The following is a 13,986-nucleotide window of genomic DNA, read 5'->3' on the forward strand; positions in this document are numbered from 1 at the left end:
GCACTTCAACACGCTCGGGCACGAGGACGACCGCGTCGGCGGGGTCCCCGTGCACGTGCTCGCCGCGCTCGTCCTGGAGGAGGCGGACGACGCCGACCACGCGCTGCGGATCCTTCGTGACGCACCCGTCACATCGTCCGGATCCTTCATGCTCTTCGACGCGCGACGCGCCGTGCTGCTCGACATCAGCCCGGCGGGCGTCTTCGAGGCACCCCAGGCGGTCGCGGGCACACACCTGCGCACCAACCACTTCCTCACCGCGGTCCCGGCCGCCCGTGAGAAGTCCTGGCTCTACCAGCCCGACTCCGGCGCCCGCCACGACTTCCTGCGTGCCCGGCTCGAACGCAGCGACGCCGCCGACGCCGGCGCACTGCTCCGGCAGGTGGTCACCGGCGCGGGGGAACCTCCCGTGACCTGCGTCCCCAACCTGCGTGAAGCCATGGGGCGCCGCTGGGCGAGTCTCGCCACCGTGGTCCTCGACCCTGGCTCCCGCACCGCCCGCGTGCTCGACGGCACCCCCGCCGAGCACGCCATCCGCCCCTGGCGCACGCTCCGGGCGGGGCGTGACGCGCCCCGGTGAGCCGCAGGTGCCGCCGGCGTCTGGCCTCCCACGATTTCTCTGACTAGAGTCAGAGAATGGATTCGGCGCAGATCGACCAGGTGCGGCGGTTCAACCGCACCGTCACCGAACGGGTGGGCGTGCTCCACGACCACTACCTGGGCCGCGACCGGGCGATCGGGGAGGCCCGGCTGCTCTGGGAGATCGGCGAACAGGGCCAGGACGTACGGCGGCTGCGCGAGCGCCTCGGACTCGACTCCGGGTACGTGAGCCGGCTCCTGCGTTCCCTGGAGGCCGACGGTCTGGTGACCGTGGAACCGCAGCCCAGGGACAGGCGCGTGCGCACCGTCCGGCTCACCGACGCGGGCCGCGCCGAGCGCGCCATGCTCGACGCCCGCAGCGAAGAACTGGCCGGGTCTCTACTCGAGCCGCTCAACGACGCCCAGCGCGCCCGCCTGGTCTCCGCCATGGCCGAGGTCGACCGGTTGCTGACCGCGGGGACCGTCACGCTGGACACCGTCGACCCGGGCCACCCCGACGCCCGGCACTGCCTGCGGTCGTACTTCACCGAACTGCGGGAGCGCTTCGAGACCGGCTTCGACCCGGTGCGGAGCCTGCTGCCGGACGCCGGCGAACTCACGCCGCCGCGCGGCGTGTTCCTGGTCGCCCGGCTGCACGGCGAACCCGTCGGCTGCGCGGGCCTGAAGCTGCCGGCCGGCGCCCCGGCCGAGATCAAACGCATGTGGGTTGCGCCTCAGGCCCGCAGGCTCGGCCTCGGCCGCCGCTTCCTGGCCGAGCTGGAGGCGCGAGCCGAGCAGCACGGCTGCACCCTGCTGCGGCTGGACACCAACAAGGCGCTGACCGCCGCGATCGGGCTCTACCACTCCTACGGCTTCCAGGAGGTCCCCGCCTTCAACGACGAGCCGTACGCCCACCACTGGTTCGAGAAGCGGATCACCGCCCCGCCACCGCGATCGGCACCGTGAGAGCGCCGGGGCCGACACCATGGCCCGCGCCACCGAGATCGCAACACGGTTCCCGTGGTTGCGCGAGCGCCTCGAGGCCGCGGCGGCCACCGACGACGCCCGCAGCACCCGAGAACAGCTTGTTTCCTTCGGCGTCCAGGCCGTCCCGGACGGCTTCGAGCCCCGCCTCGCGGCCGGCTGACCCGTCGCCGCGCCCACGCCGGCCGGTGGGACCGCCACTTCGCGCCGCCGGGAGGACCGGCAGCCACGATCTCCACCCGGCGACATGCGCGGCTCCTCGGACGGCGCGGGCGGCGCAGCGCGCCGGTCGCGCGCCCCGGCGGCGACTCGGAACCGTGCGCCCTACCCAAAGTCCGACGTGGTTGGTTACATGACGAGTCCGGTCGGCCGACGGGTACCTGACGGAGCGTGAGGCATTGAAGAGGTGGAAACTCAGGCGGTTCTTCGCCCGGACTCCCGTGGTGCTGCTGGTCGCGTCCGTGTCGGTGCTCGCGGTCGTGGCCCTGTCGCCCTATCTCCTGCAGCAGTTGGCGCCGCCGATGGGGGGAGACTGGAACGACCTCAGTGACATAGGGCAGACCTATGCCGCGGTGGCGGCCATCCTCTCCGCTCTCGCGGTGGCGGGCGTGGCGGTTTCCCTGGTCATCCAGTCGCGCCAGGCCCGCGTCGAGCAGTGGCAGACCGTGCGCGGCTTCCAGAAGGACCTGCTGCTCATGGCCCTCGACAACCCCCTCTACCGGGACGCCTGGGGGGAGATGGGGGGACTGACTGGCGAGGAGTGGCAGAAGCACACCTATACCCGGATGGTTCTGCACTACATGTGGCTGGGGGCGGACACCGGCGCGATCCCGTGGGGTTCGCTGCCCCGGATCGCGGCCAACACCTTCCGGGTCGAGTCGAACGTTCGCGTCTGGGCTCGCATGAGGCAGGGCTGGCTGGTGGAGGCCCAGACTGCTCGCGAGCGGGAGTTCGTGGCCATCTTCGACGCGGAGTACCAGGCGGCCCTCAGGAGGGCCCCTGCCCCCGTCCCGGAGTAGCACGGTGAGGCAGGGTGCGCCGACGACGCGCAGTGCTCGGCAACTGGGAGACGCCCGCGGACAAGGGGCAGGCGATCATCTGTGATCGTCCACTCCGTAGGGTGGGCGCCATGCCGGAAGCTGCGCGCGGGTGTCCGGATCACCCTGTCCTCACTGATCCGCCGCCACGTCTGGCCCCGCATCGTCCTGGGCCAGGCCGCCTGGGCCGTGATCTGCGCGCTGCTCATCACGCAGGTGCCGTGGACGCGGCGTTCCGTCCCCGCTGTTGTGTTCCGGGCGGGTCTGCTGCCGACCTTCGCGAGCGTCTGGTTCGACCGGCGGAAGGGCTGAACGGCCGGCGACGGGGACTGACCCGGTCACGCACACGACAGGTGGCCGGCCCGTTTGCGGCCACCCTGCGGTCTCCCCGCTCACGCTCTGGCCGCCGAGGCCTGGATGTCCTCGCGGGTGTGCTCCATCAGCTCGCCCAAGTCACCGACCTCGGGGTCGAGTTGTGCCGCGCGTGGCGCGGCCTCGTGGAGCCACGCCGCGGTGGAGAGCGCGAGCTCGACGGCCTTCTGCTCCAGGCCGTCGCCGAGCAGCTCCTCGATCTTGAAGGCGAGGCCCGCGAGGGTCTCGTCGTCGGTCTCGGGTACCAGGTACTCCTCGAGACCGGCGGGATACGGCGTCTGCTCACGGGACTCGCGCAGGGCGGTGACCACCGCGGCCTCCTCGCTGAACTGATCGAGGAGGCCCATGAAGACGTACAGCCGCGCCACCAGCCGGGGCAGGCCCGCGTGCCGGTCCAGCCAGGCCATGAGATGGCGCTGACCGCCGAGGTGGTCGATGACCTGCGTCATCTCCTCGGTGAGCGTGTTGGGCAGGACCCAGTGGAACGGCAGGAGCCGCGCCACCTGGTCGGCGAGCCGCGCCTCGCCCCGGGGATCCAGGGTGCCGGCGACGAAGCCGCCGACCAGCGCACCGTCCAGGCCGAAACCCTCGGGCTTCGACCGGTGGCGCGAGGTGCCGGACGCATCGCGGCGCAGACGCAGGAGCTCGTCGACGATCTTGGTCAGTGGTGTGTCGTGCACGGATCCTCCTTTGGTCTTCGTTTCGGGGGTGCCCGTTCCTGGCCGCGTGCTGTGGGGATGCGCGGATCGGCGAAGGAAGCGGCTGCCCGGAGCCTGCCCCACCACTGTGCCGCCCGCCCTCGGCGCGGCGCGCGTTCGTCAGCCCGGGCGAGTCGCCTCCGGTGGGGAGGGAAGATCCGCATGCGGGCTGTCGGCCGAGCCGCAAGACTGGGGGGCGGAGGCGCCTGAAAGTAGGTGGGCCATGCATTCCGTCGAGGAGACGATCGAGGTCGCGGTGCCGGTGCGTACCGCGTACGACCAGTGGACCCAGTTCAAGAGCTTTCCCCGGTTCATGGCCACGGTGAAGAGGGTCGAGCAGGTCAGGCCCGCCGTGACCGCGTGGGTCATCGGCTACGGACCGGTTCGCCGGGAGTTCGAGGCCGAGATCGTGGAGCAGGAGCCCGACTCGCATCTGGCCTGGCGGAGTCTGGAGCGCGGCCCCTCCCACCGGGGCGAGGTCTCGTTCCGGCCCACGGCGGCGGGCGGTACGGCGGTCACCGTGCGGATGGATCTCCAGCCGCGCGGCCTTGCAGGCGTGCTCACCAGCGTCCCGAGGATGGCCGGACGTGTCGTACGGCTCGAGCTCGGCCACTTCAAGGAGTTCATCGAGGGGCTGGGGGAAGCGGGCGGGGCCTGGCGGGGAACCATCCGCAACGGACACGTACGGCCCGTGGAACCGCAACCGCCGAGGAGCCGGGTGCCCTGCTGGCCCGTCGGCTGATCCTCGTGCGGGAAGAGGGCGAGCGAGAGGCAACCTGATGAAGAAGCCGCCCGGCGAAGAGCCGAAGGACGAGCTCACCGTGACCCCGCCCAAGAAGTGGGCGGCCGGCGTTCCCGCGGTGGTGCACGCGCTGGAGTACTCCCTGGAGCAGACGTCCCCGGTGAGGACCGGAGAGACGCTCCTGACCATGAACCAGGTGGGCGGCATCGACTGTCCCGGCTGCGCGTGGGCGGATCCGTCTCCCGGCCACCGGCACCGCAACGAGTACTGCGAGAACGGCGCCAAGCACATCAACGACGAGGCGACCACCCGGCGGGTCACCGCCGACTTCTTCCGCAGGTACCCGGTCTCCGAACTGGCCCGGCGGTCCGACATGTGGCTCAACCATCAGGGACGGCTCACCGAGCCGATGGTGAAGCGGCCCGGCTCCGACCACTACGAGCCGATCAGCTGGACCGACGCCTTCGGACTGCTCTCCGCGGAGCTGACCTCGCTCGACTCTCCCGACGAGGCGGTCTTCTACACCTCCGGCCGGGTCGGCAACGAGGCCGCGTTCGTGCTCCAGCTCTTCGCCAGGGCCCTCGGCACCAACAACCTGCCCGACTGCAGCAACATGTGCCACGAGTCCAGCGGCTTCGCCCTCCACGAGACGCTGGGCACCGGCAAGGGAACGGTCAGCCTCCACGACCTCCACCACGCCGACCTGATCTTTTTGGTGGGGCAGAATCCCGGAACCAACCATCCGCGGCAGCTCTCCGCGCTGGAACAGGCCAAGCTGAACGGCGCCCGCATCATCGCGGTCAATCCACTGCCCGAGGCCGGACTGCTGAGGTTCAAGAACCCGCAGAAGGCACGAGGGGTGATCGGGCACGGCGTGCAGATCGCCGACCGGTTCCTGCACATCCGGCCCGGCGGCGACCTGGCGCTGTTCCAGGCGCTGAACCGGCTGCTGCTGGAAGCCGAGGACGCTCGGCCCGGGCAGGTGCTCGACCACGACTTCATCCGCGCCAACACCAGCGGCTTCGAGGAGTTCGCCGAGCACGTCCGCGCGATCTCCTGGGAGGAGGTCCTCACCGCGACCGAGCTGACCCGCGAGGAGATCGAGAAGGTCCGCGACGACGTGCTGCGCAGCGAACGCGTCATCGTCTGCTGGGCCATGGGGGTGACGCAGCACAAGCACGGCGTCGCCACCATCCGGGAGATCGTGAACTTCCTGATGCTGCGCGGAAACATCGGCAGGGCCGGCACCGGGGCCTGCCCGGTGCGCGGGCACAGCAATGTGCAGGGCGACCGGACGATGGGCATCTGGGAGCAGATGCCGGACTCCTTCCTGGACGCGCTCCAGCGGGAGTTCGGGTTCGACCCGCCCCGCGCCCACGGACTGGACTCCGTCAACTCGATCAAGGCCATGCGCGAGGGCCGTATCAAGCTGTTCCTCGGCGTCGCCGGCAATTTCGTCCGGGCCGCTCCGGACAGCGCGGTCACCGAGGAGGCCATGCGCAGGTGCCGCCTGACCGCCTACATCTCCACCAAGCTCAACCGGTCCCACGCCGTCTGCGGCCGGGCCGCCCTCATCCTGCCGACCCTCGGCCGCACCGAACGGGACTTCCAGGCCGGCGGCGAGCAGTTCGTCACGGTGGAGAACTCGATGAGCGAGGTGCACACCTCGCGCGGGCGGCTGAAGCCGGCCTCCAAGCTCCTGCTCAGCGAGGTCGCCATTCTCTGCCGTCTCGCCCGCCGCACCCTCGACGGCGAACCGGACATCCCCTGGGACCGGTTCGAGGCCGACTACGGAGCGATCCGCGACCGGATCTCCCGGATCGTGCCCGGACTGCACGACTTCAACCGGCGGGTGGCACGCCCCGGCGGCATCCAGCTGCCGAACCCGGTCAACGAGGGCGTGTTCCCCACGGCCGTCGGCAAGGCGCTGTTCACCTGCAACGCCTGGGAGATGCCGCACACTCCCGACGGGCACCTGCTCCTGCAGACTCTGCGCTCCCACGACCAGTGGAACACCATTCCCTATACCTCCGACGACCGTTACCGGGGCATCCACGGAAGCCGCCGGGTGGTCCTCGTCAACCCGGCCGACCTGACCGAACTCGGACTTTCCGAAGGCCAGCACGTCGACCTGGTCAGCGTGTGGACCGACAAGGTCCGGCGCCGCGCCGAGGACTTCGAGGTGGTTCCGTATCCGACCGCACGCGGCTCCGCCGCCTCGTACTATCCCGAGACCCAGGTCCTCGTGCCCCTGGACAGCGTGGCCGAGATCAGCAACCAGCCGACGTCGAAGGGGATCGTCGTCCGCCTGGAACCGACGGGCGCGAGACGCTCGCCGAAGACCACCCCGAGCTGACCGACGTCCGGCGCGAGCCGTCGCCCTCCCGCGCGGCGTGCCACATCAGCAACAGCTAGGAGGCAGGCTCCGTGGCAGAGAACAACCTCCACCGCGAACTGGCCCCGATCACGCCGGAGGCGTGGGCGCAGATCGAGGACGAGGCGCGTCGTACCTTCCGGCGCAATGTCGGGGGCCGACGTGTCGTGGACGTGACCGGTCCGGACGGCCCGGAGCTGGCGGCGGTCGGGACCGGGCACCTGAGGGGTATCGAGGCGCCGGGGCCGGGTGTGACCGCGCGGCTGCGTCTGGTGCGGCCGCTGGTGGAACTCCGTGTCCCTTTCACCGTCACCCGTGAGGCGGTGGACGATGTCGAGCGCGGCGCGCAGGACTCGGACTGGCAGCCGGTCAAGGACGCGGCGCGGGCCATGGCGTTCGCCGAGGACCGGGCCGTGTTCGAGGGGTACGGTGCCGCGGAGATCGAGGGGCTGCGCCGGCGTACCTCGCATGCGGTGGTGGCTCTGCCGGACGAGGTGCGTGACTATCCGGACGCGGTGAGCCGGGCGCTGACGACGCTGCGGCTGGCCGGGGTGGACGGCCCGTACGTGCTGCTGCTGGGTGCCGAGGCGTACACCGCGGTGAGCGAGACGTCCGATCACGGGTATCCCGTCGCCGAGCATCTGGGCCGTCTGCTGGACGGTCCCCCCGTCTGGGCGCCCGCACTGAATGGCGGCTTCCTGGTCTCCACCCGGGGCGGCGACTTCGAACTGCGCCTGGGTGAGGACCTCGCGATCGGCTACACCACGCACGACGCGCACGGGATCGAGCTGTACTTCCACCAGACCCTGACCTTCCTGGTCCACACGGACGAGGCCGTGGTGGCACTCGGCTCCTGAGCACGGCCGGCCGTCGGCCGCGGGGCGGGCGCGACGGCGGAAAACTGTAGGAAGTCCAGAAGGGGCCCGACATGGACTCGTCCGAAGCGACCGGGATGCAGTTCGGCATCTTCACCGTCGGTGACGTGACCGCCGATCCCGCCACGGGGATAACTCCCACCGAGTCGGAGCGTATCCGGGCCACCGTGGCCATCGCGCGCAAGGCCGAGGAGGCCGGGCTCGACGTCTTCGCCACCGGCGAGCACCACAACCCGCCCTTCGTGCCCTCCTCACCGACGACGCTGCTCGGCTACATAGCCGGGCAGACCGAACGGATCATTCTGTCGACGTCGACCACGTTGATCACGACCAATGACCCGGTCAAGATCGCTGAGGACTTCAGTGTGCTGCAACACCTCTCCGGCGGCCGTACCGACGTCATGCTGGGACGCGGCAACACCGGCCCCGTCTACCCCTGGTTCGGACAGGACATCCGCCAGGCGGTCCCGCTGACCGTCGAGCACTACGGTCTGCTGCGCCGCCTGTGGCGTGAGGAAGTGGTGGACTGGGAAGGCAAGCTGCGCACGTCGTTGCAGGGCTTCACACTCGCGCCGCGTCCACTGGACGACGTTCCGCCCTTCGTCTGGCACGCTTCCATCCGCACGCCCGAAGTGGCGGAACTGGCGGCCTATTTCGGTGACGGACTCTTCGCCAACCACATCTTCTGGCCCGCCTCGCACACCCAGGCGATGGTGGAACTGTACCGGCGCCGGTTCGAGCACTACGGCCACGGCCGGCCCGAACAGGCCATCGTGGGCCTGGGCGGCCAGGTCTTCATGCGCCGCAACAGCCAGGACGCGGTCGACGAGTTCCGGCCCTACTTCGACAACGCCCCGGTCTACGGACACGGCCCGTCGCTGGAGGACTTCACGGCACTGACCCCCTTGACGGTCGGATCCCCGGCACAGGTCATCGAGAAGACGCTGGGCTTTCGCAGCTACGTGGGCGACTACCAGCGTCAGCTCTTCCTCATGGATCACGCGGGCCTCCCGCTCAAGACGGTCCTCGAACAACTCGATCTCCTCGGCGAAGAGGTGGTGCCGGTGCTGCGCAAGGAGTTCGCCGTCGGCAGGCCGACCGACGTCCCGGCGGCGCCCACCCACCAGTCCCTGCTGCGCGCCCGCCGCGACGAGCAGGCGTCGCAGCCCGACCACGAAGACAGTCCGGAAGTGCCATGACCGCGATGAAACTGACCATCGTCACCGGCGGCCTGCGGGAGCCGTCCTCGACACGACTCCTGGCCGACCGGCTGACGACGGCCGCGACCCGTGAACTCGAGCGACTCGGCGACCAGGCCGACCCGTCGTTCGTGGAACTCCGCCCCCTGGGCCACCCCATCATGGACGCGATGCTGACCGGCTTCGTCGGGGAGGCACTGCAGTCCGCGTTCGACACGGTCGCGCGGGCCGACGGCGTCATCGCCGTCACGCCCGCCTTCAACGCCTCCTTCAGCGGACTGTTCAAGTCCTTCTTCGACGTCCTTCCGGAACAGACCCTCGCGGACATGCCGGTCCTCATCGGAGCGACCGGCGGAACCGAGAGGCACTCCCTGGTCCTGGAACACGCGCTGCGGCCGATGTTCTCCTACCTGCACGCGATCGTCTCGCCCCGGGCCGTCTACGCGGCGACCGGCGACTTCGGTTCCCCCACGGGATCCGCCCTGGCGAACCGCATCACCACCGCAGCGGCCGACTTCGCCCGGCTGCTGCGCGCGTGCGGTCCTCGGGCAGGACGCGAGGCGGCCGACGAGGACCTCGCCACCATGCAGCGACTGCTGGGCGGTGCGACCTGACCGGCAGGCCCTGACGTCCGGAAGGTTGCTCGCGAGCTGTCCCGGGCGGCTCTTTGGAGCTGTTGACGGCGAATCGCTCGGTATCTGCCGCGATCCTGGGTGCTGTCGTCAACTTCCCGCCTGCCGGTGGGCGGACGACGGGAGTTCGGCGACAGGACCTAGCGGTCGCCGGGGTCTGCCGCGGCCGGCGTGGGCGGTGTCCGGCTCATGTACCAGCCGTCGCAGCGCGGTCCGATGAGGTCGGACGGCCAGCCCGCCGTCTCGACGGCGGCCTCGTAGACGGCGTCACCGAACGCCACGACGGCGTGGTGCGGGTCGGCCGTCTCCCTGAGCGCGGTCCACGGCAGCAGCACCAGACCGGCATCCGCGTGCCAGGCCGCGCCGTCCACCCCCCAGGACCGGCCCTCGAGACCGTCCGGCTGGGGCCAGATGTAGGCGTACAGGCCGGCATGGGGCGCCTTCGGGGTGCCGAAGGAGAACCCCACCGACACATACGCCGACACCTGGGCGTTCTGCATGAACGCCGGACGGTCGGGCGGCGGCGCGGTGGGCCGCGCCCGGTGCCGGGTGGCGGACAGGTCGAACTCGCCCCACATCACACCCACCCGCGGGCGGTGTCCCTGGAAGGGCGCCTGCCAGGCCTGGAGCCCGCCGGCGGCGAGGTCCAGCGCGGTCCAGATCAGCCGGGCCGCCTCGCGGTCCCAGTGGCGCTCGGCGTGATCGTCCGTGAAGCACGCCGGGGCATCGGGGATCTCGCAGATCAGCGAGCTGCCCGGGCTGCGGATGCCCAGCTCGCCCGCCGCCCGGCAGAAGGTCGCGTAGAACGCCGCGACGGAGTCCTGGGACAGGGGCAGGGTCCGTGAGCCGGTGTCGGCCTCGATGACCACGTCCCCGTCCAGCAGCCGGTAGTGCACGCAGAAGGTCACGTCGCGCTGCCGGAGCGTCGGCGTCCTCAGTCCCCGGGGAGTGACGTCGAGGACGATGTTCCCCCAGCCGACCTCGAAGGGCTCGTCGAGGGTGTACTTGCCCGCGACCTGCACCGAACGGTTCATATAGGAGATCGTGGGCGCCAGCTCCTCGTAGTCCAGCACCGGCCATGCCCGGAGTCGTCCGCTCACGACGAGCCTCCCACCGTAGGACCGCGGCGCCGTCCGGAACCCATTCTGGTACGCCGCCCGGGATCACGCCTGCTCGCGCGCCCGTGGACCCGTGTGATCCGTTTGCGGGGTCGGGCGCGGCGCGTTTGAGTGAGTAGGGGTCCACTCCACGTGTCAGGAGTTCGTCATGTCGATGCCGTTCGGTTCCGCTTTTGGTTCGTCGGACCCGTTCAGTGAGTTGCTGAATCGGTTCTTTGGGATGTCGCCCGCGACGTCGCCGCCGGCGGTGCAACGGGTGCCGATCGGACGGTTGTTGAGTGAGGCGTCGCAGGAGCTGATCAACCGGGCGGCACAGCGGGCGTTGGAGGACGGGACGTCGGACCTGGACACGGAGCATCTGCTGTGGGCGGCGACGCAGGTGGAGCCGTCGCGTGGGTTGCTGTCCCAGGCGGGAGTGGATCCGGAGGAGTTCGCGGGGCGCATCGCGAAGGTGTTGCCGCGCGAGTCGGGGGAGCCGTCGGCGGAGCCCGGGCTGACTCCGGCGGCGAAGCGGACCCTGGCCGCCGCTTATGGGCTCTCCCAGGCGGCGGGCGCCTCGTACATCGGGCCGGAGCACATTCTGGGCGCGCTGGTGGAGGGCGAGCAGACGGGGGCGGCGCGGTTGCTGGAGGGCGCGGGGCTGGACGTGGGGCGGTTGCGGGCTCTGTCGGAGCGGGCGGCCAGGCCGGCGCGGCAGGAGGCCGGGGGGCCTGCGGGGCAGGCCGGTGGGGGGTCGACGTTGGAGGAGTACGGGCGGGATCTGACGCAGGAGGCCAGGGCGGGCAAGCTGGACCCGGTGGTGGGGCGTGCGGAGGAGATCGAGCAGACGGTGGAGATCCTCTCGCGGCGGTCGAAGAACAATCCGGTGCTGATCGGTGAGCCGGGAGTGGGCAAGACGGCCATCGTGGAGGGTCTGGCGCAGCGGATCGTGGCGGGTGAGGTGCCCGGCACGTTGAAGGACAAGCGGGTGGTGGTGCTGGACCTGTCCGGGATGGTGGCCGGGGCCCAGTACCGGGGCCAGTTCGAGGAACGGCTGAAGAAGGTCATCGAGGACGTCCAGGCATCCAAGGGGCAGATCATCCTGTTCATCGACGAGTTGCACACGGTGGTCGGGGCGGGTGCCACGGGCGAGGGGTCGATGGACGCGAGCAACATGCTCAAGCCTGCGCTGGCGCGGGGGGAGCTGCATGTGGTGGGGGCGACGACGATCGACGAGTACCGCAAGCACGTGGAGAAGGACGCCGCACTGGAGCGCCGGTTCCAGCCGGTGATGGTCTCCGAGCCGACGGTCGAGGAGACGGTGGAGATCCTGGAGGGGCTGCGGGACGCCTACGAGGCCCACCACCAGGTGCGGTTCGCCGACGGGGCACTGGTGGCGGCGGCGGAGCTGTCCGACCGCTACATCTCCGACCGGTTCCTGCCGGACAAGGCCATCGATGTGATGGACCAGGCCGGGGCGCGGGTGCGGCTGCGCAGCGCGGACCGGTCGGTGGAGGTGGTGGGGGTGGAGGACCGGCTGGCCCGGCTGCAGCGGGAGAAGGACCAGGCGGTGGCGGTGGAGGACTTCGAGAAGGCCTCCGAGGTCAAGCAGCGGATCGACGAGGCCGAGGCGGAGCTGGCCGGGATCACCGAGCGGCGTGAGGGGGTTGTCTCGGTCACCGCCACCGACATCGCCGATGTGGTCTCGCGTCGCACCGGGATCCCGGTGGCACAGTTGACCGCGAGCGAGAGGGACAAGCTGCTCAGGCTCGAGCAGGAGATGCACGAGCGGATCGTCGGGCAGGACGAGGCGGTCACCGCGGTCTCCCAGGCGGTGCGCCGCAACCGGGCCGGGATGGGGGATCCGAACCGCCCGGTGGGCTCGTTCCTGTTCCTGGGCCCGACCGGGGTGGGCAAGACGGAACTGGCCAAGACGCTGGCCCAGTTGCTGTTCGGGGACGAGAGCCGCATGATCCGCTTCGACATGAGCGAGTTCCAGGAGAAGCACACCGTGGCCCGCCTGGTGGGGGCCCCGCCCGGATACGTCGGCTACGAGGAGGCCGGGCAGCTGACCGAGAAGGTCCGCCGCCAGCCCTACAGCGTCGTGTTGTTCGACGAGGTGGAGAAGGCCCACCCGGATGTCTTCAACACACTGCTGCAGATCCTGGACGACGGGCGGCTGACCGACGCCCAGGGCCGCACCGTCGACTTCCGGCACTGCGTCATCATCATGACCTCCAACATCGGCGCGCAGCGGATCATCGACCACAAGGGCGACGTGACCGAGCTCAAGGACGAGCTGATGGACCTGCTGCGGACCCGGTTCCTGCCGGAGTTCCTCAACCGCATCGACGACATCATCCTCTTCCACAGCCTCACCGAGGACGATCTGTCACAGATCGTCGACCACCTGCTGGACCAGAGCAAACACCGGGTCCGCGCCCAGGGGATGACCTTGGAGGTCACCGAGGCGGCCAAGAAACTCCTGGTCGCCCACGGTCACCAGCCTGAGTTCGGGGCCCGCCCGCTGCGCCGCACGATCCAGACCGAACTCGACAACCGCATCGCCACGCTCCTGCTCGGCGGGGACGCCGAACCCGGCGACATCATCGTCGCCGACGTGGTCCGCGACACCCTGCACTGCACCGTCCAGCACAACCGACCGCCGCAGGACACCGGCTCCGGTACCGGCGACACGTCGGCAGCCGCGACGGCCGGACCGCCGGTCCCCTGATCGTCACGTGCCTGCGCGGGGGCCGATCCTCATGTGCCTACGTGGGGATCGGCCCTCATGTGCCTTCGCGAGGGTCGCCGAGGGACAGCACGCTCACCGTCGACCGGCCGCCGGGCGCGTCGTACTCGACGGTGTCGCCGGCACGGCGGCCGAGGAGAGCGCGGCCGAGCGGGCTGTCGGCGGTGACCAGGGTCTGGGCCCGCCCCTCGGCCATCTCGCTGATCTGGACCGTTTCCACCGTCCCGTCCGTGAACCGTACGGTGACCGTGCTGCCCACGCCGACCGCGTCGGTACTGGGCGGTCCGGCGTCGGCCGACTCGCGCAGTCGCTCGGTGATCCTGGTGATGCGGGCGTCCAGGCGTTCCAGCTGATTGGCGCGCTGCAGTTCGTCGGCCTGGTCGGCGGCGTCTCCCGGCGAGTCCGAGTCGCCCAGGGTCGCCGCGACCGTCGCGCGTTCGGCGCGCAGATCGGCGAGCTCCTGCTCGAGCGCGCGCCGCGCTTCCCCACCGATCGGTCTGGGCTCACCGGTCATTCCTGCTCCCGTGGTGCGGTCGGGCTCAGCTGGGACGACACTCGCCGCGTCGGTCGCTGAGTCGTCATGGGCAGAGTAGTGGTGAGATCGCCGGACGCCGCCGAAGCTCGCCGTGGGCTGGTCGGGAGGCC

At 70.6% G+C, this 13,986-nt stretch carries 14 protein-coding genes; 11 read left to right on the forward strand and 3 right to left on the reverse strand.

The window, feature by feature from the left end; translation table 11 throughout:
- The 5 genes from BZY54_RS05875 to BZY54_RS05890 form a co-directional block, all read left to right on the forward strand.
- On the forward strand, positions 1–580 hold a 580-nt coding region (locus BZY54_RS05875; RefSeq protein ID WP_244216983.1), incomplete at its 5' end, for a C45 family autoproteolytic acyltransferase/hydrolase.
- A gap of 56 nt (positions 581–636) precedes the next feature.
- On the forward strand, positions 637–1,545 hold the full coding sequence (locus tag BZY54_RS05880; RefSeq protein ID WP_086723471.1) for a bifunctional helix-turn-helix transcriptional regulator/GNAT family N-acetyltransferase: 909 nt from the start codon (positions 637–639) through the stop codon (positions 1,543–1,545).
- Between the two features lie 58 nt (positions 1,546–1,603).
- Positions 1,604–1,726: a hypothetical protein gene (locus tag BZY54_RS54690; RefSeq protein ID WP_279634659.1), complete on the forward strand. Its 123-nt coding sequence runs from the start codon at positions 1,604–1,606 to the stop codon at positions 1,724–1,726.
- A gap of 235 nt (positions 1,727–1,961) precedes the next feature.
- Entirely contained in the window at positions 1,962–2,582 is a 621-nt protein-coding gene (locus BZY54_RS05885; RefSeq protein ID WP_086723472.1) for a DUF6082 family protein, read from the forward strand.
- Between the two features lie 81 nt (positions 2,583–2,663).
- A complete protein-coding gene (locus BZY54_RS05890) occupies positions 2,664–2,912 on the forward strand; it encodes a hypothetical protein (protein ID WP_208640566.1) in 249 nt (82 codons plus the stop codon).
- A gap of 80 nt (positions 2,913–2,992) precedes the next feature.
- Here the strand turns inward: BZY54_RS05890 and BZY54_RS05895 are convergent, their stop codons facing one another.
- Positions 2,993–3,652: a hypothetical protein gene (locus tag BZY54_RS05895; protein ID WP_086723473.1), complete on the reverse strand. Its 660-nt coding sequence runs from the start codon at positions 3,650–3,652 to the stop codon at positions 2,993–2,995.
- Positions 3,653–3,893: 241 nt separating this feature from the next.
- Here BZY54_RS05895 and BZY54_RS05900 point away from each other — a divergent pair, with 241 nt between their 5' ends.
- The 5 genes from BZY54_RS05900 to BZY54_RS05920 all read left to right on the forward strand — a co-directional run bounded on the left by BZY54_RS05900 (position 3,894) and on the right by BZY54_RS05920 (position 9,474).
- Entirely contained in the window at positions 3,894–4,412 is a 519-nt protein-coding gene (locus BZY54_RS05900) for an SRPBCC family protein (RefSeq protein WP_086723474.1), read from the forward strand.
- Positions 4,413–4,449: 37 nt separating this feature from the next.
- Positions 4,450–6,768: an FdhF/YdeP family oxidoreductase gene (locus BZY54_RS05905; protein WP_086723475.1), complete on the forward strand. Its 2,319-nt coding sequence runs from the start codon at positions 4,450–4,452 to the stop codon at positions 6,766–6,768.
- 71 nt (positions 6,769–6,839) lie between these two features.
- Positions 6,840–7,643: a family 1 encapsulin nanocompartment shell protein gene (locus BZY54_RS05910; protein WP_086723476.1), complete on the forward strand. Its 804-nt coding sequence runs from the start codon at positions 6,840–6,842 to the stop codon at positions 7,641–7,643.
- Positions 7,644–7,738: 95 nt separating this feature from the next.
- Complete coding sequence (locus BZY54_RS05915; RefSeq protein WP_086723515.1) at positions 7,739–8,860, forward strand: CE1758 family FMN-dependent luciferase-like monooxygenase; 1,122 nt, start codon at positions 7,739–7,741, stop codon at positions 8,858–8,860.
- Positions 8,857–9,474: a CE1759 family FMN reductase gene (locus BZY54_RS05920; protein ID WP_208640567.1), complete on the forward strand. Its 618-nt coding sequence runs from the start codon at positions 8,857–8,859 to the stop codon at positions 9,472–9,474. The genes BZY54_RS05915 and BZY54_RS05920 overlap by 4 nt, the downstream gene beginning before the upstream one ends.
- A gap of 158 nt (positions 9,475–9,632) precedes the next feature.
- Here the strand turns inward: BZY54_RS05920 and BZY54_RS05925 are convergent, their stop codons facing one another.
- The gene (locus tag BZY54_RS05925; protein ID WP_086723477.1) at positions 9,633–10,592 is read right to left on the reverse strand and encodes a DUF5996 family protein; all 960 of its coding nucleotides are present in this window, start codon (positions 10,590–10,592) and stop codon (positions 9,633–9,635) included.
- 166 nt (positions 10,593–10,758) lie between these two features.
- Between BZY54_RS05925 and BZY54_RS05930 the strand changes: the two genes are divergently transcribed.
- Positions 10,759–13,323 carry an ATP-dependent Clp protease ATP-binding subunit gene (locus tag BZY54_RS05930; RefSeq protein WP_086723478.1) on the forward strand — a complete coding sequence of 855 codons (2,565 nt, stop codon included), beginning with the start codon at positions 10,759–10,761 and terminating at the stop codon, positions 13,321–13,323.
- Between the two features lie 55 nt (positions 13,324–13,378).
- Here the strand turns inward: BZY54_RS05930 and BZY54_RS05935 are convergent, their stop codons facing one another.
- The gene (locus tag BZY54_RS05935) at positions 13,379–13,855 is read right to left on the reverse strand and encodes a GreA/GreB family elongation factor (protein WP_086723479.1); all 477 of its coding nucleotides are present in this window, start codon (positions 13,853–13,855) and stop codon (positions 13,379–13,381) included.
- Positions 13,856–13,986: the final 131 nt, after the last annotated feature.

It is taken from the genome of Streptomyces carpinensis (assembly GCF_002154505.1).
Lineage (GTDB): Bacteria > Actinomycetota > Actinomycetes > Streptomycetales > Streptomycetaceae > Streptomyces > Streptomyces carpinensis.